Genomic DNA, 18,269 nt, shown 5'->3' with positions numbered 1-18,269 from the left:
TTCATCGACGAAATTCCAATGAGATCCCGTCCGCAATCTGTGAGGACTGTTTTAACAACTCCCGCTTGACTGGATCAATCCAGTAATACTGAACCCGCTCACCAAACGCAACGTGGACGCAAAGTGTCTCTACGTGTTCGCCTGATTCGGTCGTCAATCGATCGTACCGCAAGGGTCGCACCTGAATCGGTACCGCAAGTCCTGAAACGGCACTAAAGCCACTAAACGAAAACGTCGAATCAACGGTTAGTGGTAATGCTCGCAACAACAATTCGATTGAAAACAGATCAACACTTTCGGTATGAATCGGTAGGACAGACTGCTCATTGCCTCGCGTAATTACGACTGCATCCGCTCGATACAACGCATGCACGGTTTGGACTCCATCTTGGTACTCGACGAATTCGAGTGGCGTATAGTCTTCTGCATCAATCGTCAGGCGGATCGTTCGATTGCCAATTTTTTCTGACACTAATTCTTGCTCCCGTACAAGGATGGATTGATGTGATGTTTTTTCTAACCGAATCGTTTCGTAAGTCTGTCCAATTTGAACCGATTCTCCTTGCTCTATCCAGTAGACCTGTTTTTCGTCTTGTCCCTCGATGAGGGGATAGGTCATCCCTTTTACATTCATATCTCATTCTCCCTTCCTAAGATTCCGGTGACAGCCAACCGATGAACCGCTGCTTGTCGGACTTGCTCCAGCGTTTTCGCTGTCGTATCAATCGGATGTACCGGAAACCGTTCAAACCAGTTTTCTTCAAGTTTCCAAAGCGGTTCGTGTTGTGCGAAAGATTGGCGCGTTCTTGTCTGATCGGCGTCGCGCCGCTCTCGTAAGAGATGGTCTGGTGCCCGTAAATAAAGAATCAGGTCTGATCGGCATCTTCTTAATGCCTCTAGTTCTGTCTTTAAACGGAATTCCATATCCCAGTCATACCCATGTACCTGTGGATAATGAAGCGTATAAAATTCAAGATCTTCCGGACCACGATTTAATATGATGTGTCCGTCGGGAAAATGGCGAAACCGTTCGAGTTCCGCTTGAATGAACAAGCGCTGATTCTCAACGAATCCGTCTTCGGTACGGATGTCTAATTCGAGCTCCTTTCTTTTTTGAACGATCGGATACGGATGTTCATAATAGACATGCAACTCCGGGTAAGCGTCTTCGAGCGCTTGCGCAAGCGTCGTCTTCCCGGATGCCATAGCCCCTTGGATCGAGATGATGGTTCTCATGAATGGCGTTCCTCCTACCTGTATATACTTAAGTATTAAAAAAATATGAGCTGAGGTCTGGATGACTGATCAATTCCTTTAACCGACTTTGTTCAGCATCCGGGATTTGCTCAAGCGTCCTAAGAATGACCATGAGTCGTAACCAGTCTGCAAGATTCGATAGCTGGATTGACGAAACAGCTTGATAGCGGTCGAGGTATTCTCCGCAGACGTATTGTCGTACCTCGTCCGGCACTGCTATTTCACCTGCTATTCGCAGCAAGAGCAACGTCCGCGCGACATCCGCGATCGGTGGCCCTGTCGTCGCATCATGCCAATCAATGACGACGAACGTTTTATCCGCTGTCACGAGGATATTCTGGAAATGGTAGTCCCCGTGGAGCAATCCTTGTTGTTGCGGAATGTGAAGCGTCTCTAACAATCGTTCCGCCTTCAAGCGTAACGCAGGTGATAGATGACGCATTTTTTGATGGGTGACATCGTGCCATCCAGGTGCTACACGCGATTGATGCTGATGAATCCGTTGATGTAATGTCGCGAAGGCATTAAGAAAATCCGTTATTCGGGAGGGATCAAACAACTCTAACATTTCGTTGCCGTCGATCTGCTGCATCTCAATGAACGGCGAATCTTCTAATGCAACAGCATATACGTTTGGCGTCGGGATAACCGTCCGCTCGAGTTCTTCGAGCATACGAAATTCCTGTACGATTCGTTGTTTTTCAATCGATTCATGGAAGTATTTGCGTACTCGTTCGTCAGACATTGTCATTACGGTAGCGGTAGAACCTTTTTTTTCGTTAGTCATCGCCATATTTCTCCCATCACTTAGTTCGTTAAGTCGTTTCGCGAATCATCAAGGAAGGTTCAAGTAACGCACTTCCGTTACTATTATGTTTCAATCCATCATTCCATAACCGCTCTGCCGCTAGTCGCCCAAGCCCCACGACTGGTTGCCGGATCGTCGTCAATCCAAGCGCTCGTGCGATCGGTCGATCATCAAATCCCGTGATGGCGATATCCTCTGGCACCCGAATGCCATCCTTGCGAAATTGATGGATAAGACCTGCTGCGACTTCGTCATTGCCGACGATGATGGCATCTGGTAAATCGATTGTTAGAAGCTGATTTGCGAGTGCTTGTCCGTCTTCGAAAGAATAGCACCGATCCGCGTACCATTGAATTCCATGACGGAGCGAAGACGTCTTGAGATATTGGTCGAACGCATCCCGTCTGACTCTTCCGACTCCGCTATCTGGATTTCCAAGACAGAGACCGACTGTTTTTGCTCCTCGTTCTTCTACATGTTGCAGCAACATCGTCATCGCTTTTCCATGATTAAAAGAAATCGACGGCACGATATCCTGATGGTCTTCGCAGGCAACGACTGGTCCAAGTGTCCGCATCGTCGCAAGTAACTGCGGCTGACTGATGGCGCCAATGATCAATCCGTCAATCCGCTTATCGCGAAGGTATTGCACACTCGCTTCCTCTTTTGCTGGATCGTGTTCCGTTTGGATGACAAGGAGTGTGTGGTTTTGTTCCATGCACACTTGACCGATCCCCTCGATTAATTGATGAAAAAACGGATGACCAACACGCGGCACGAGGACACCAATCGTATTCGTCTTACCGCGTGAGAGGTTGATCGCATTTCCGTTCGGACTATATTCCAGTCGCTCCATCACGTCTAAGATGATCCGTCGCTTTTCTTTTGATACATGCTTATGACCGTTCAAGACACGGGATACCGTCGACTTCGAGACGCCAGCTTGTTTAGCGATGTCCGAGATATTCGCCATGCTGTCCCTCCTTCTTTCGTTCCCATCGTTCTAAGCCGTTTAATGCCTCCGCTACACCGTCCTCATCATGGTTACTGGTGAGATATGTCGCTTTGCTTTTGACAGACGTTTCAGCGTTTCCCATGGCAATCGATGTTCCCGCCACTTCGAACATCGGTAGATCGTTTTGATTGTCACCGATCGCAATGATGTCCTCGAGTGTCATCCTGTACGCTCTTGCGATGTCTTGAAGGGCGGTCCCTTTCGTCACGCCGTTTGCCATGACTTCTAAGTTATAGGCACCTGAACGTGTCACGGAACAGATCTTCAGCTGAAGGAGTTGTTGTTCGAGGTGTTCGAGTCGCCATCTGTCAGGTGAGACGAACATGAATTTGATGACGTCCAGTTGATCGATTGTGATTTCGTCAACTTCCTCGACACCGTATTGCGTTAATTGAGCCTGAATCGCTCCTTGAAATGCACGATCTCCGCCTTGAAGGGTAGCAAACGAAAACTGCGGTAACAAGATGTTATCTTGTAGATAAATATGTATGAATATGTTTGTAGATCGTACGATCTCCCAAATCGTTCGACTGCTAGAACGGCTCAAAAAATACCGTCTATCCTGTCCCGCTTCGATCTCTGCCCCGTTCGCACCAATGACTGGACAATCCAGTCCGTGTTGCGCTAGAATCCGTCGTGCATCAAAGGCAGCTCGCCCGGTGACGATGATGACAATATCTCCTTGGGCTTGCCGTTTCTTGATGGCTGCCTGATTGGCATCCGAAATCCCGTGTTCCTTATTCAATAACGTTCCATCTAAATCAATCGCAAAGCATCGCATCGCGTTTCCTCCTTTTCGTGTCCTCTTGATGCTACAGGCTGAAACGCGTCCCAGTGCAACAAAAAATCTTGAATGAACAGTTCATTCAAGATTTTTGTTTTTACTCTTTGCTTCAAATAGAAACGCGATGCGCTGTCCGTTGTTTCTGAACATACTCCATCAAGATCGGTCGTTCCGGTGGATTGAGGTTTTCTGGTAGCTGATCCATAGCGAAAAAGCGTAATTCTGCGACTTCTGACGGATCCCGAACCACTTCACCCGTATAAGCTGTACACAGAAATGCCGAGATCACATTATAGACTTCATCCCCATGCGGATACTTATAGTAAAACGCATCACCCGAATAGACGTTCAATAATTCGAGATGCTCCGCTTCAAGACCGGTCTCTTCCCTTAATTCACGTTTTGCTGTTTCTACGAGCGTCTCCCCGATCTCAAGCGCTCCACCAGCGAGTCCCCAGCAACGATTATCTTGCCGAAGTTGTAACAAAACTTCTTTTTTATCGTTGACGACGATGACACACGCCCCTGCCATGACGAGTGGTCGTGTGCCGACGAGTTTGCGTAATTCTGTGATGTATCCCATGTCATTCAGTCCTTTTCCATTTAAATCACTTTCGTTCGGACGCGCATCCGTTTGAGTCCCGTCAATAGGAGACACATCAAGATGATGCCCGAAACGAACAGTACGTACGTATGAATCGTAAAGAGGGAACGGAAATCGATTACGGCAACATTCTGTTGCACCTCAATCCAACTACTAAGTATGATTCCACTGATTGCAAGTAAGATGAGTACGCCGACCTGTCGACGTGTCAGCGAGACATACGTTAAAACACGCATGCCTTCACGGATCACGAATGGTAGGAGAACGAGGAGTGCTGCGACCGGTAAGATGACCGGGTCACCGCCCTGCTGAATCGGCATCGACCGGGCCAAATAGCCAAACAGAAAAAAGAAACCACATACGAACAACAATAATCCGAACGCGATACTCGCATTCACCGCTTTGTTCATCTTACTTCCCTCACTTTTTAGAATAATGAATTATGAAGACACGGTACTTTGATGCCATACGCCCGCTGCGTCAAGCCGGACCCGATGTCTGCCGTCGAGTTCCATCTCAATCGGACTGATCTTCGCCGTCTTCGGTGAGAACAACCATGTCCGACCTTCTGGGACGAGCAAGATATGCGTTCCATCCACGACCGGTCCGAGGAAGTTGAGTGACGCGCCGTTAAGCGGACGTTCCCGTCGCTCGACAACGCCGATCTCTGCTAACTGCTCACCCACTTCAAGCACATCTTTTACCGTCAGACTCATCTCACCGATTCCGAGGATGTCCGATACATCAAACGTCAGTTCCGCTTTAGAGGGATTGATTTGATGCCGCGCAATCAGCTCCAAGACGTTCTCATCCGGGTCATAAAAGTAACAGGAATGTGAGTCCGTGAAGTCAAAATAAATCTCGTCCTGTCCGTCTTCGATCAAGAGTGGTGTCCGCTCTACGAGCCACGCTTTACCTTGTTGGAAGACGTTTTCCGGAATGTTGAACGCCATATGGTATTGCGTATCAACATCGTCCGTCTGTTGATATGTCAGCTGATCGGTACCGATTTGCATCGTAAACGACTCATTCGTTTCCGAGACGAGCGGAAATCCGATCTGGTTTATGTAAAAAGCCTTCATCGCCGGTAGATCGCGCGTCACAAGAATGGTTTTTGAAATGTTCAAGCTGATGACCTTCCTTCATTTGCAGTAAAATTTATCAAAAAGCGATATGCTTTATTTTACCACTAATGGTAAAATCATGACGAATGGAAAGTCTGATTTTTCAGATATATTTATGCCTGAGAGGATGTTTTGATGAAATTATTAATCGCTCAACCAAAACGCGAGACCGGACTCGAACAATTCGAACGTGAAATCGCCGCTTATCCTGAAGTCGATCTGATTGTCTACCCGGAAGGCTATTGTACGGTCACCGAACTCGAACGCGTGCAACATCTTGCCAAACAGTTCAAAACAGCAATCGTCCTCGGTTACAAAGATGAAGCGAATCTCGATCGCGCTGTCATCATCGATGCGACTGGGACGATTCTGCTTGATCGCGCCAAAACACCAGAAGCTGGACCGCTTTTTACACCATCAACAGCAAACGACGGGTCGTTCCGCTATGGATACGTCCTCTGCCGTGAAATCTTCTTAGGAAAAGACGGACTACGCGAGGAATCCGGACTTGATCTCATCTTCAACCCGATTGGCGTCGGCATGTTCAGCGAGGAACAGTACGTCGAGTGGTCCGGTGAAGCACGTATCATCAGTCAAGCACAACAAGCAATCATGATCGGAACGAGTCATGCCGATGGTTCGTACCGTAACTGTGGTTTTTCGATTCCGATTGCGTTCGTCTATGACGAGACCGGTGAGCCATTACTGTTGTCTCATAACGATACGCGGACACGCTTGTTTGATACGGTCACGCGGCACGTCGAGATTGTCGGTACACCGTCTTTATCGTAAATGAACACACGCTTCTTCCCGTCAGAAGAAGCGTGTCATTCCTTTCAGGAGGTGCTCATATGTTCCAATCAGATCGTGCGTCATTCTTTTGGAAACGATATTTTTATGTCTTCTTTCCTTTATTCATCTTCGGCGTCAGTCACGAATCGTACTTGATCGATAATTCGTTAGCTAGCTTAGAAGACATCGGTGAGTTCGTCTTCTTCTTTTGCCTTTATCTCTTTAATTTTGCCGTTCTCTCTGCTTTGGTGACGAATTTGTGGTGGTTCTTCCTTCCGACAAAACAAGCTCACTGAGACACGGATTTTCGATAGGAAACGAGTGTCGCTCGTTCATTGAGCGGTTGACTGACACCGGTCAATCGGTAACCCATCTTCTCATAGAAATAACAATTGCGCGTCTCTTCGCGAATCGTTCGCAGTTCCCATGCTGCAGCAGTCGGATACGCTGATTCAACGAGTTGTAATGCGCGTTGTGCAATCCCTTCACCTTGACGACCTGGATCTAAGAACATCGGACTGATCGCGTAGCGACTTGGCGCTTTCGCAACGACACAAATCCCGCCGACGACGACATCGTCGACGATGATTTGATGGAACGTACTGCTTGGATGTGTGATCCGGTGAATGATACGATCGATCGATTCGTTCGCCGGATTCGTCGCAAAATCTTGATACCGCTCGAGTGTCTCTGAAAAAGCCTTGATTTGGAGCTTATGAAGCTTCGGAGCGTCTGCAAGAGACGCTGTCTTTAATTGAATATCCAATGTACTCGTCCTCTCTTAACGGAACCAATTCCAAAATTGTGTACCTTGCGCGACGATCAAGTAATCAAGCCATCGCTCGAAGCCGAACGGCATCGCGTCTTCTTCCCACTCCTCGAAATTAAGAAATTCCCCACTCCAAATCCGATTTCCTTCCGGTCGATTCATCTCATAGACGATCCACTCCCCGTCTGGTCCTGCACCGATTGCTAGGAAGTTTTCGGGGCATTCCCAAATCTCGCTATACGTCAGACAATCCTCGATCGAAAAGAGTTCAAATCCATCATTATAGGATAACGTTTCGTGCTGAAAGAGCTTAGCCCCGTTATGTAGACGTAAGAACGTCTTATAGTCGTCTGCCGTCCACTCAGGTAATTGCGCTAACTGTTCGTCCGTCGCTCCTTGGTTAAAGATGAAACGTTCTCGGGCAACATATCCGTCTTCTTTTTGAACCTCTAACAAACTGTCGACGAGGCGACCTTTTAATGTTTCTAATGCAATCATGATCTTCTCCTTAACAGTATTCTTTCGTTGATGCGAACGAAACACTGACATCGTGTCCGCCTAGCTGGATATCTCCTGCTCCCTGTAGCGATTCAGTTCGCATGGAGGATAAGGCAAGATGTTTGAATAACAAAGGCTCAAACGTCTCGACGATCGGTCGGAACGTCGCATCGACCGACAAGACGAGATCGATTCGTGCGTCACGCGATAACGCTTGTGCCTTTCGTTCAGACTGGATATAGCGGATGAGCTCCCGTATCCAGCGTTCCTGCTCCAGTGCTTCCGTGATCCGCGTATCAAGCGTCACTGTGAGTCCACCACCCGTCGCGGCAGCAAAACCCGTCTTGACGATTGGTTCGACGATGACATCGGTTAAACTTACCTCTACTTCATGTCCTAGTGCTGTCTGATACGATACGCTGCCCGTTTCTAGCAAGTTCATCGTCTCCTGATCCGGCAGTAGTTGTAACCATTGATGGATCGCGTTCGCCTGTTGCGCAAATTTTGCTCCGGCTTCGCGGAAGTTCAGTTTAAGGCGAAACTTCGTTGTGTCTCCTGTCGTTGTTAAGAACTGTACGTCTTTTACATTCAGCTCTTCTTTGATGAGCGCCAGATAGTCCGACCACTTGAAGGTGTCGCTCGATTGGACGGTTAGACTTGCAAGCGGTTGTTTGACCTTTAAGGCATGTGTATTTCGCACTTGTCGTCCTAGCTCAACGACAGTGACGACTTGTGTCATCTCGTATTCCAGAGTAGATTGGATCATCGATGGATCGGCAACCGGATAATCCGCTACATGAACGCTCATTCCCGTCAATCGCTGATAGACATCATCGGCAAGATACGGCGTGAACGGAGCGAGTAGTCGTGCCGTCGTCGAGAGTGCAACGTGAAGCGTCGCGTACGCGGCTTGTTTTTCTTCCGTCCAGTCGACTTGCCAGAACCGTTCCCGTGAACGACGGATGTACCAATTGCTAATCTCATCGACGAGTTGCGCAAGACTCCGCGCTGCTTGAGTCAATTGATAATCGTCTATCGCATCCGTCACGTCTTGCGTCGTCTGATGGACACGCGAGAGTAGCCATTCGTCTAGACGCGTCGGTTTCTGTGGACGTGATCTATCGAATTCATCTAGCTCAGCATACGTTAGATAAAACTGGACGGCGTGATCCAGCGTATCGACTAGTTTTGATTTCGCTTCCTGGACGATCCGCTCGGCAAACCGTTTTGCACTCCACGGACTGCTGTCGACGAGTAGTGCCCAGCGCAAGCTATCAGCACCATACGTCTCGATCAATGCCACCGGATCGAGGGCATTACCACGACTCTTCGACATCTTTTGTCCGTTCTCATCGAGGACGTGACCGAGCGCGAGGACCCGTTTATAGGCAGATTGGCCGGTAAAAAGCGTTGAGATTGCCTGCAGACTATAGAACCAGCCGCGCGTCTGATCGATGCCTTCGATGACGACATCGGCTGGATACCGGTTAAGTGTCTGCGTCCGCGACGGGTAATGCTGTTGCGCGAACGGCATCGCTCCGCTATCAAACCAGACATCGATCACTTCTGGTGTCCGGTGCATCTTTCCCTGACACGTCGGACACGAGACCGATAATGCATCGACGTACGGTTTATGCAACTCGACCGACTCTGTCGGTGTTGTCGTCCGGCGTAATAAATCTACTTTGTTTTTTGGAACGAATATCGTATCACACGTGTCACATTCCCAGACGTTCAGCGGTGTCCCCCAGTAGCGATTACGACTGATGTTCCAGTCGACGAGTTGCTCAAGGAACTTCCCGAACCGCCCTTCCTTGACGTGGTCGGGATACCACGTCACAGACGCATTGTTCGCAAGGAGTTGTTCCTTGACGGTCGTCGTCTCGATGAACCAGTTGTCTTGTGCGTAATAGAGCAGTGGTGAGTCACATCGCCAACAATGCGGATAGCTGTGCGTATAGCGTTTTTTCGCAAACAAGCGTCCCCGTTCAGCGAGCAGCTGGATGATTGCGACGTCTGACTCTTTGACGAATCGACCAACGAGTGGTGGAACGGCATCCGTGTAACACCCAGCAGCGTCGACGACATTAACGAATGACAGTCCGTTTTCCCGGACGACCCGGTAATCTTCTTCCCCGTACGCTGGAGCAAGATGGACAAGTCCGGTTCCGCTCGTCGCTTGGACGAAGGACGCCTCGACGACCGTGTGACCGTTCTCTGGCGTCACGAAATCAAACGGTGGTTCATAACGCAAGCCGACGAGTTCCGCACCGAGCTGTTCGGATACGACCTCGACGGATTCTGAGAACAGTTCAGCGACTAACGCTTTTGCGACAATGAATCGCTCTCCTTCAAACGCTACCGTGACATACGTCAATTCCGGATGAACCGCCACCGCGACGTTTGCCGGTAACGTCCACGGTGTCGTCGTCCATGCAAGTAGAAACGTCTGCTCCATACCGACGATCGGAAGTTTGACCGTCGCCGATAAGTCCGTCACGTCCTGATAGCCCTGTGCGACTTCATGGGAACTGAGGGACGTCTGACAACTCGGACAATACGGTGACACGCGGTGTCCCTTCGTCAACCAGCCTTTGTCATGGATCGTCCCGAGGATATGCCAGACGCTTTCGATATACTCGTCCTCCATCGTCACGTAAGGGTCATCCATATCGACCCAGTAGCCGAGTTTTTCCGTGAAGGAGCGCCACTGTGCTTCGTAGGAGAAGACACTTTCCTTACAGCGTGCGATGAATGCTTCAACACCATAGTCTTCGATCGCCTGTTTGCCGGAAATGCCGAGTTGTTTCTCGACACCGAGTTCGACCGGTAGCCCATGCGTATCCCAGCCGGCTTTTCGCTCGACCCGGAACCCTTGCATCGTCTTATAGCGGGCGACGGTATCCTTGACGGTTCGTCCGAGTGCATGGCCGACGTGTGGTAAACCGTTCGCAGTCGGTGGACCTTCATAGAATACAAATTCTGCTTCCGTACGTTGCTCAATCGATCGTGCGAAGACACGGTCTTGTTTCCATCTGTTTCGGATACGGTCCTCCCGTTGTTGTACGGTTTCTGCTTGGTTTTGTGACGTCATCTCTTGTTCGCTCCTTTAATCGGTAAATAAGAGAATATAAAAAAGTCCGCCCCCTTTGACAGGGACGGACTTCACCGCGATACCACCCATATTCCGTCGAGAATGCTTGTTCTCGACAGCACTTAGTTGCACACTATCATGCGCATTCCATGTAACGGTGGACACCCGGTCACACTTACTGAATGGTTCAGCGTGACTTCTCAGAGAGGATCTTCATGATTGATCTGGCTACCGGTTCTCAGCAATCCCGATTTTCTGTAAGGCAGAGAAACAATCATTACTCTTTCTCGTCAACGAAATGATATGCTCTTGTTGTGGAGAATCTTACCATATGCCTTAAACGTTAAACAACACTTTTTTACATTTTATTGAAAAGGAGTTTTTTTGAATGGTACATACTTTCCCAACGCTTAAAACGAACCGTCTCGCCTTACGCGAAGTGTTACCTACAGATGCTACGAGTGTCCTCGCTTATTTATCAGACGAACACGTCGTCAAACAGATGGGACTCGCTCCGTTCCAATCGGAAGCTGACGCCCTCGAAGAGATTGATTGGTACGCTTCGATTCGTCGTGAGGGTACGGGCATCCGTTTTGGGATCGCTTTATCAGAAGACGATGTCATCATCGGTAGTTGCGGTTTCTTAAATCAATCGGAACGCCATCAGCGGGCTGAAATCGGGTTTGAGCTGGACCCTGCCTATCAGGGACAAGGCATCGCGAAGGAAGCAGCGCTTGCGGTCATCGAATATGGTTTTAAGGAACTTTCGCTCAACCGAATCGAAGCACTCGTTTTACCCGATAATGCCACATCGCAACGATTGCTTGAACGACTTGGTTTTCAGCGTGAAGGGTTGCTTCGTCAATATGAAAAAACACGCGGTCAGTTTGATGATTTGTATATGTACTCGTTATTGCGGAGTGATTGGCTTCAATTTTAATCTATAAAATCATTTCCTTCATTTCAAAATGATTGAAATCCAAAAAGACGGTATTGGAATATACTGTTAAGTGTAAGAAATCATTTTTGACATTTAAGGGGGAACTATCTTGAAGAAATGGATCGCAGCAGGTCTTGTATCATCATTAGCATTCGGTGTCATGCAGACATCAATCGTTGAAGCAAATTCAAGTTCAAAAGAAGTCGCTAAACTGAAAAAGGAAAAAGCAGCACTTCAAAAACAACTAGCCGACGAAAAGAAAAAAACAAAGAAGTCGGAAAATGCCTATAAGACGTTACAAGGACAACACACGAGTCTTTCAAAATCTTATAAATCACTAGATACTAAGTACAAGAATCTTCAAATTGAGAACGAAGGGAACAAGAAGAAAGTTAAAGAACTTTCGACTGGATATCGTCTTCTCACATCTTCGAAATCACTTGTCACAGATGGATCAGTCGTAACTGGTAAGTACAAAAATACAGAAAGCTTGTTGATGCTCGGTAAGACACCATATGTACCATTACAATTATTAGCAGACCTTTCAGGATTATCTCTAATCGAGACATCTACTGCATATGAAGTCGGAACACCACTTTCAGGTACATCGCTTTCATCGATTCATATCGCCTCTTCATCGTTTGAATCGATTGAAAAAAATCAATCCATTTTAGTAAATGGTAAACTGAACAATCAAAATGTTATTTTATCGGGTTTCTATAATGACGAATATGCTACATTCAGCTTGGACCAAAAGTATAAAAAACTAACTGGGAAAGTGTCATTATTGACTGAACAAGCACTAACAAAAAGTTCTAACCACCTAAGTCATGCTTATCCAGATGACGAAATGACACTTGTATTCTCCGACAATAACGGAAAAGAACTTGGTCGCTATGATATTGTATATGGCGATGACCCAATCGACTTTAATGTTGATGTGACGGGTGTGACGAATCTTCGTGTAACTGCAGAAGGAAACAATACAGTTACTACAATAATTTCACCTGTACTAACAAAATAATAAATTAACGCCCAGAAGAGATCATAACTATCTCATCTAGGCGTTTTTTACTCATTCATTACTTAATTCTTTAATCCGTTCGTGCGTAGCCGTGATTTCTTCTTTAGACAGAAAGACATAGGGATTGCCTTCAAAAAACAGGATAAATTCATAATAAGTAACATCTTGCGGTGCGAGCTTAATTGCTTTTCACGCATGATGCAAGCTGATTGTGTAGGCACCTTCCATATGACACAACGAAAATGCCATTAGAAGTGAAGTCACGGAATGAAAGCTACTCGTCTCATTTAGTTGCAACAAATAGTTCATGAAAGAATAGACGGTCAAGTTCATCGTCCTTGATCCGATATCAAGCATCAGTTCCTCTAGTTCTTCTTCGCTCAAATTCCGTACGATTTCATACGCCTTATCAAAATCCGTATTGATGATATGTTTTGTAAGCCGATACTGTCGTTCGTCCATGCTTTACTCCTTTACGTTTTAAATAGCTTCATCGATAAGATCGTGCTTTGATGTACTCGATGATTGGTAGTGTAACTAACGCGATCGCGAATAAGACGATCAATAACAGATTCGCTGATTTATGTAAAAAGTAATCGAGACAGATACATCCAAAAATCAGGACAATCAGGATTTTATAGCTAATAAGTCCACTCTCCGTCGTAATCTTTTTGCCGAGCTCATCATCTGGTACCGGACGCTCGTCCTTTCCTGACCGTGCCCACGTAAAATACGAGAAGAACATGATCAACAGAATTGCCAATTGAACGATCGAGAAGAATGTTACATTGTTTTCAAAGATCATACTGATGACGGTAAGGCTCGCTATCGTCACGAGCGATACTAAAAATAGAACTGTTTTTTTCTTAGACATCTCATTCCTCCTGTTTTGAAATGAACAGATGATCGACTTGTGTTCGTAAGACTTTGGCGATATTAAATGCTAATTGTAAAGTCGGATCATACTTGTTGTTTTCAATCGCATTGATCGTCTGGCGACTGACCTGACAGCGGTCAGCCAGTTCTTGTTGCGATAATTTTGCTGCTAGACGTCGCTCCTTGATGTGGTTTCTCACGTTCATTCCTCCACGACGTGTCAAATTCTTTTTACATCTCCACTGTAATGAACTTCTCTCATCATGTCAAAAACTATTGACATTTCAGATTCAAATTTAATATGAAAAAGCACTCTCTGTTCATCAGAAAGTGCTTTGATCTTTATCTCAAGTTGCTTGAAATTTCTTTTTATCGTTCAGGATTGATCGTCTGACATGGAGAGTAACTAAAATGTTCTTACATATGAACTCGAAAAGTATTTGTTTCTTCTACTACGACTACCGGTAGACTAGGAGCAAGCGGAACGAATTTTTGTAGCTCATGCGAGAGCGAGTTTTGATACGCAGCTGCGGAACTCCAAATTTCGTATGTGAAAATCGTCTCCGATTGTTTATCTGACACATTAATCGTATATAAAATACATTCGGATTGTTCCAAGACAAGTTGTTGTAGCTCATTCAATACTTGAAATAAAGCTTCCTGATCATTTACTGTGCATTTATAATGTGTCAGAACACCAAACTGATCCATGCCACTTCCTCCTCACTCCATCAAGCTAATTCAATCCCACCAGTGACTCCATAAATTTGTGCTGTGATGTAACTTGCTTCGTCTGAGGCAAGTAGCACATAAGTACTTGCGAGTTCAGCAGGCTGACCACAACGCCCGAGTGGCGTGTCTTTTCCGAAATCCTGCATCTGATCCGGCAGTAATCCTCCTGTGAACTGAAGTGGCGTCCAAATGGGACCAGGTGCAATACCATTGACACGTATGCCGCTCGGTGCTAATTGTTTCGCAAGACCTCGCGTAAAGCCATTTAAAGCAAATTTAGTCGATGCGTAGTCAAGCAATATTTCACTTGGATGATAAGCTTGAACCGATGTAGTCGTTATGATTGTCGATCCAGGCTTCAACAATGGAACTGCTGCCTTCACCATCCAAAATGCAGAGAATACATTGACTTCGAATGTTCTTTTAAGTTGTTTTGTCTCAAGATTTGAAATATGCTCTACAGGATTCTGTGTCCCTGCAATTAATGTCAGCGAATCTAATCCGCCTAGGCATTGATGTGCTTCTTGGACGAGTTGAACGCAGTACGCTTCATCGGATAGATCACCCGGAATTAAATGCGCTGTACGCCCTGCTTGTTCTACTAGTGCTTTTACTTCTTCAGCATCTGCTTGCTCTTCAGGTAAGTATGAAAGGACCAGGTCTGCCCCTTCCCGCGCATAAGCAATGGCAACGGCTCGACCGATACCTGAATCTCCGCCTGTAATTAAGATTTTTTTGTTGAGTAATTTATTGTTTCCTTTATAGGATTGTTCTCCGTGATCCAGTTGTCTCGTATGTTCAATCGAAAAGTTCGCCTCAGCCATAAAACATATCTCCTTTATACTTGTTTAAATTATTTTTCCCTGCCACACATAATTCAAACCGATTTTTAGTAGAGTAAAAAAAAGCACTTCCTATACATTCAGGAAGTGCTTTTTATCCTTTTGGCGGGAAAGGATCATGCCCATACGAATCCTTTTCACGAACTTGTCCTTCTTTATTGTGAATCAATAATTCTGTTTTTTGTTTTTTCGCAATCCGTCGCCCTTCTGCGATAGCTTCTTTCTGTGTCTCGAATCGTTTTGTTGCTCGGGTCGCTCCGGCTGCTTTCACTTGATAACCGCCTTTGGGATGCGGGGAGACATGTTGATTTCGTCGCATAGTATAGCTCCTTTCTGCGGTATGTTTCATCTCTAAATACTTGCTTGAGATCCACATGTCCTCTACCTTTAAAATTTTAATAACATTTTATTTTATGAAGTATACTAAAAGAAAGTGTCCGACTTGAAAGGAAGCGTGAATCATGAACCGGCTCATTTGGCATGTTCGTTATTTAAAATTCATTATGATTTGTATCCTGATCGGTTTGTTATGCATAGCTGGTAGTGGAATTCCTCTTGTATGGCATGGACTTTCAGAACAATTGCTCTTCGAACGTCCTGGCTACTTCGTATTGATCATGGCCTATATCGTGTTGATTCCAGTCCTGTTCATTTTGATTCACATGTTGCGGCTATTGCAATACTTTGTGACGGACCCGCTTCCATTGCCTTTAATCACATCTTCCATCCAATCATTGAAGCTGAATTGTTACGTGATTTCAGTAATGACCTTATGCGTCTTCCCTGTCTTTTTTTACATCGGTCAAATCGATGATGCACCTGGCTTGATCCTCGTTGGTATTAGTTTAATCCTTATCCCTTTGACAGTTGGTTCCTTACTTGCTTGCATACAACAACTTCTATTACGAAACCTGCAGTCCGTCAAGTAATTTACGCCCTATCACATTGATGTGTGTCCTGATGTCCCTGTTTCAACAGGATTTTCGATTGACAATGTAAACACGTCATTAATCGAAAGGTTGCCTTTTTTGTGCTGACCGCATGTCTTCGTAATTCATTTTCATATACATGTCTTGCTTTGATTCGATGATCGACTTCACTTTCCATCTCGATCCCTCTTCCCTCAATTTGTATTTTTTTCTATTTAATATGTGCCCTGAATCATTCTTGATAAATCCTTTTTTTAGAAGAAATAGTTTATCTTCCAGCAGTGGCATAAAAAAATCGTTAAAAGGTCCTGTTTAATATGTATTTTACCGACCGATAAATGAATTATAGATAGAAAATATGAGTTGAGAGGACTAGTTACACGTGAAGAACACAACCAAGAACCATTCCATCCGAACACGACTTTTAGTAATGATTAGTTTAATTTTGATTGCCTTTTTTGTTTTTAGTAGTCTGGCCTTATACTTCAATACGAAGCAAACTGCGGTTTCAACGCTTAAAGCGACCGCTGAAAAGGATGCTTTACGTATCAGCAAGACATTCAACACGGCGGCTTACAGCGAATTTCTACAATCGCCTATCGCGTCTGAGCAATATGAAACGTTACGAAATGAACTTGATACATTACGTAAGCAAAACGGACTCCTGTATGCATACACAGCACACATCGACCAAAATAAGGTCCGTTTGCTGATTGACGGTCTCCCCAAAAAAGATGCGGCTAAAATTGATGCGCCAGCAAGCGGTGCAAAAGTCGCGGATATGCAGGATGTATTAAAAGGCGACACACATGCGACGGACATCATTAATGATCCTGTATATGGACAGTATATGAGCATCTACGTTCCGTTAAAAGATGCGTCCGGTCAAGTCATCGGCATTCTTGGAACCGACATCGCTGCGAAGGAAGTCGATGCGCTTACGACGGATCTATTACAACAAAACGCTCCGATTTTCATCGGGTTAATGCTCCTGCTGTTAACGATCACCCTCGTCTTGCTCTACATCGTGCTCGGTCGAAAATTACGTCCGCTCGAGACGTTACAGAAAGTCGCTGCCTTGATTGCCGACGGACGACTGGATCAGGCGAAACAGACGTTGAGCGATTTGACAATCGCTTCAAAGGACGAAATCTATGCGCTTGCGATCTCGATTCGTGATATGAATGAAATGCTGCGGACGATGATCGTTGATATCAAACAGACAGCCACTCTCGTCTCGACGACGAGTCAATCGATTGATCAAAGTACATCAGAAGTACTCGACGGATCTGAGCAAATCGCTCATACGATGTCGGAAATCGCAACGGGAACTGAAAGTCAGACGCAAGTCACGCTTTCATTGAATGACGAGATGAATCAGTTCGCAGCATTAATCGAGACGACGAATCAGTCTGGTGTCGAAATTCAAGGAACGACGGATCAGATGGCAATACTGACACGAGTCGGACGGGATCAAATGTCTGCTTCTGTCGAACAGATGCGCCACATTCATCAACATGTCACCCAGTCTGCTGAACAGATTGATCTACTGAAACAGCAATCATCGGATATCCAAACGCTCGTCGGCATTATCCGCGGTATTTCCGAGCAGACGAATCTACTTGCCCTCAATGCCGCGATCGAAGCAGCACGGGCTGGCGAACAAGGCAAAGGCTTCGCCGTCGTTGCGACCGAGGTCAAGAATCTCTCAAGTCATGTCGCAAGCAGTGTCAGTGAAATCGCAACAATCGTCACCTCGATTGAAGACAGTGCGCAACAGATGCAACACAGTTTCAAGACGACGGTTGAAGCAACAGCAGCCGGTAAGCAGATCGTCCTTGATACGGATACAACGTTCGAACGGTTGACGGATCAAGTCACGCACGTCTCGTCAGCAACACAGCAGATGACGCAACAGATGGAAGACGTCTTGCAGGCAGAACGATTCATTCGCAATGCCTTGACGGAAATTGCCGCTGTCGCGGAAGAGCATACGGCAAGTAACGAGGAAGTCGCCGCTGCGTCTGAACAGATGATTGCGACGATCACGACGTTGCATACGCTCGTCGTTGATTTAAACGCACGAACGGAACACTTAGAACAAGAAGCCCGTCGCTTCGAGATTTGATATCTCATTTGTCATGTTTTGGTTCTCACTTTATACTGGTATGAATATACATA

Annotated in this window: 23 protein-coding genes and 1 other annotated feature; of the genes, 6 read left to right on the top strand and 17 right to left on the bottom strand. The window is 46.1% G+C overall.

What is annotated here, in order from left to right; translation table 11 throughout:
• Position 1 precedes the first annotated feature (1 nt).
• The 8 genes from VJ374_RS06770 to VJ374_RS06735 form a co-directional block, all read right to left on the bottom strand.
• On the bottom strand, positions 2-634 hold the full coding sequence (locus VJ374_RS06770; protein WP_329470732.1) for a DUF3108 domain-containing protein: 633 nt from the start codon (positions 632-634) through the stop codon (positions 2-4).
• Entirely contained in the window at positions 631-1,236 is a 606-nt protein-coding gene (locus VJ374_RS06765; protein ID WP_329470730.1) for an AAA family ATPase, read from the bottom strand. Before VJ374_RS06765 ends, VJ374_RS06770 begins: the two co-directional genes overlap by 4 nt.
• Positions 1,237-1,264: 28 nt before the next feature.
• Positions 1,265-2,002, bottom strand: coding sequence for a phosphotransferase family protein (locus tag VJ374_RS06760; protein WP_329470728.1), 738 nt, complete (start codon positions 2,000-2,002; stop codon positions 1,265-1,267).
• Between the two features lie 70 nt (positions 2,003-2,072).
• Positions 2,073-3,038 carry a LacI family DNA-binding transcriptional regulator gene (locus tag VJ374_RS06755; protein ID WP_329470726.1) on the bottom strand — a complete coding sequence of 322 codons (966 nt, stop codon included), beginning with the start codon at positions 3,036-3,038 and terminating at the stop codon, positions 2,073-2,075.
• Positions 3,013-3,861 (bottom strand): Cof-type HAD-IIB family hydrolase, encoded by an 849-nt coding sequence (locus tag VJ374_RS06750; RefSeq protein WP_329470725.1) that lies wholly within the window; start codon positions 3,859-3,861, stop codon positions 3,013-3,015. The genes VJ374_RS06755 and VJ374_RS06750 overlap by 26 nt, the downstream gene beginning before the upstream one ends.
• 112 nt (positions 3,862-3,973) lie before the next feature.
• Positions 3,974-4,447 (bottom strand): NUDIX hydrolase, encoded by a 474-nt coding sequence (locus tag VJ374_RS06745; protein ID WP_329470723.1) that lies wholly within the window; start codon positions 4,445-4,447, stop codon positions 3,974-3,976.
• 20 nt (positions 4,448-4,467) lie between these two features.
• The gene (locus VJ374_RS06740; protein WP_329470721.1) at positions 4,468-4,878 is read right to left on the bottom strand and encodes a hypothetical protein; all 411 of its coding nucleotides are present in this window, start codon (positions 4,876-4,878) and stop codon (positions 4,468-4,470) included.
• A 30-nt stretch (positions 4,879-4,908) separates the two neighbouring features.
• On the bottom strand, positions 4,909-5,595 hold the full coding sequence (locus VJ374_RS06735; RefSeq protein WP_329470720.1) for a glyoxalase: 687 nt from the start codon (positions 5,593-5,595) through the stop codon (positions 4,909-4,911).
• A gap of 132 nt (positions 5,596-5,727) precedes the next feature.
• Here VJ374_RS06735 and VJ374_RS06730 point away from each other — a divergent pair, with 132 nt between their 5' ends.
• Both VJ374_RS06730 and VJ374_RS06725 read left to right on the top strand, forming a co-directional pair.
• Positions 5,728-6,384, top strand: coding sequence for a hypothetical protein (locus VJ374_RS06730; protein ID WP_329470718.1), 657 nt, complete (start codon positions 5,728-5,730; stop codon positions 6,382-6,384).
• Positions 6,385-6,443: 59 nt separating this feature from the next.
• Positions 6,444-6,680, top strand: coding sequence for a hypothetical protein (locus VJ374_RS06725; RefSeq protein ID WP_329470717.1), 237 nt, complete (start codon positions 6,444-6,446; stop codon positions 6,678-6,680).
• On the opposite strand, the gene VJ374_RS06720 is transcribed toward VJ374_RS06725, so the two are convergent.
• The 3 genes from VJ374_RS06720 to ileS are packed head-to-tail and all read right to left on the bottom strand — an operon-like array spanning position 6,674 to position 10,745.
• On the bottom strand, positions 6,674-7,150 hold the full coding sequence (locus VJ374_RS06720; RefSeq protein ID WP_329470715.1) for a GNAT family N-acetyltransferase: 477 nt from the start codon (positions 7,148-7,150) through the stop codon (positions 6,674-6,676). The genes VJ374_RS06725 and VJ374_RS06720 overlap by 7 nt on opposite strands.
• A gap of 15 nt (positions 7,151-7,165) precedes the next feature.
• A complete protein-coding gene (locus tag VJ374_RS06715) occupies positions 7,166-7,651 on the bottom strand; it encodes an SMI1/KNR4 family protein (RefSeq protein WP_329470712.1) in 486 nt (161 codons plus the stop codon).
• Positions 7,652-7,661: 10 nt separating this feature from the next.
• Positions 7,662-10,745 (bottom strand): isoleucine--tRNA ligase, encoded by a 3,084-nt coding sequence (gene ileS, locus VJ374_RS06710; RefSeq protein WP_329470711.1) that lies wholly within the window; start codon positions 10,743-10,745, stop codon positions 7,662-7,664.
• Between the two features lie 57 nt (positions 10,746-10,802).
• Positions 10,803-11,048 (bottom strand) — a binding site (T-box leader).
• An 85-nt stretch (positions 11,049-11,133) separates the two neighbouring features.
• Here ileS and VJ374_RS06705 point away from each other — a divergent pair.
• Both VJ374_RS06705 and VJ374_RS06700 read left to right on the top strand, forming a co-directional pair.
• Positions 11,134-11,685, top strand: a complete 552-nt coding sequence (locus VJ374_RS06705; protein ID WP_329470709.1) for a GNAT family N-acetyltransferase — start codon at positions 11,134-11,136, stop codon at positions 11,683-11,685.
• Positions 11,686-11,794: 109 nt separating this feature from the next.
• Positions 11,795-12,709, top strand: a complete 915-nt coding sequence (locus VJ374_RS06700) for a hypothetical protein (RefSeq protein ID WP_329470707.1) — start codon at positions 11,795-11,797, stop codon at positions 12,707-12,709.
• Between the two features lie 189 nt (positions 12,710-12,898).
• Here VJ374_RS06700 and VJ374_RS06695 read toward each other — a convergent pair whose 3' ends face one another.
• The 6 genes from VJ374_RS06695 to VJ374_RS06670 form a co-directional block, all read right to left on the bottom strand.
• Positions 12,899-13,171, bottom strand: coding sequence for a hypothetical protein (locus VJ374_RS06695; RefSeq protein ID WP_329470705.1), 273 nt, complete (start codon positions 13,169-13,171; stop codon positions 12,899-12,901).
• A gap of 28 nt (positions 13,172-13,199) precedes the next feature.
• Positions 13,200-13,583 (bottom strand): hypothetical protein, encoded by a 384-nt coding sequence (locus VJ374_RS06690; protein WP_308101364.1) that lies wholly within the window; start codon positions 13,581-13,583, stop codon positions 13,200-13,202.
• A gap of 1 nt (position 13,584) precedes the next feature.
• Positions 13,585-13,791: a helix-turn-helix transcriptional regulator gene (locus tag VJ374_RS06685; RefSeq protein ID WP_308101363.1), complete on the bottom strand. Its 207-nt coding sequence runs from the start codon at positions 13,789-13,791 to the stop codon at positions 13,585-13,587.
• Positions 13,792-14,002: 211 nt separating this feature from the next.
• The gene (locus VJ374_RS06680; RefSeq protein WP_308101362.1) at positions 14,003-14,296 is read right to left on the bottom strand and encodes a putative quinol monooxygenase; all 294 of its coding nucleotides are present in this window, start codon (positions 14,294-14,296) and stop codon (positions 14,003-14,005) included.
• 20 nt (positions 14,297-14,316) lie between these two features.
• Positions 14,317-15,141, bottom strand: coding sequence for an SDR family oxidoreductase (locus VJ374_RS06675; RefSeq protein WP_308101361.1), 825 nt, complete (start codon positions 15,139-15,141; stop codon positions 14,317-14,319).
• A 112-nt stretch (positions 15,142-15,253) separates the two neighbouring features.
• Positions 15,254-15,478, bottom strand: a complete 225-nt coding sequence (locus VJ374_RS06670) for a DUF2188 domain-containing protein (RefSeq protein ID WP_075642185.1) — start codon at positions 15,476-15,478, stop codon at positions 15,254-15,256.
• 142 nt (positions 15,479-15,620) lie between these two features.
• Between VJ374_RS06670 and VJ374_RS06665 the strand changes: the two genes are divergently transcribed.
• Both VJ374_RS06665 and VJ374_RS06660 read left to right on the top strand, forming a co-directional pair.
• Complete coding sequence (locus VJ374_RS06665) at positions 15,621-16,088, top strand: DUF2975 domain-containing protein (RefSeq protein ID WP_329470699.1); 468 nt, start codon at positions 15,621-15,623, stop codon at positions 16,086-16,088.
• Positions 16,089-16,518: 430 nt separating this feature from the next.
• Positions 16,519-18,216 (top strand): methyl-accepting chemotaxis protein, encoded by a 1,698-nt coding sequence (locus VJ374_RS06660; RefSeq protein ID WP_329470697.1) that lies wholly within the window; start codon positions 16,519-16,521, stop codon positions 18,214-18,216.
• Positions 18,217-18,269 lie beyond the last annotated feature (53 nt).

This window comes from Exiguobacterium sp. 9-2, from assembly GCF_036287235.1.
In the GTDB taxonomy this organism is placed as follows: Bacteria; Bacillota; Bacilli; order Exiguobacteriales; family Exiguobacteriaceae; genus Exiguobacterium_A.
Note: the sequence above shows the minus strand (reverse complement) of the source record. Positions and strands in the feature narration are given on the sequence as shown.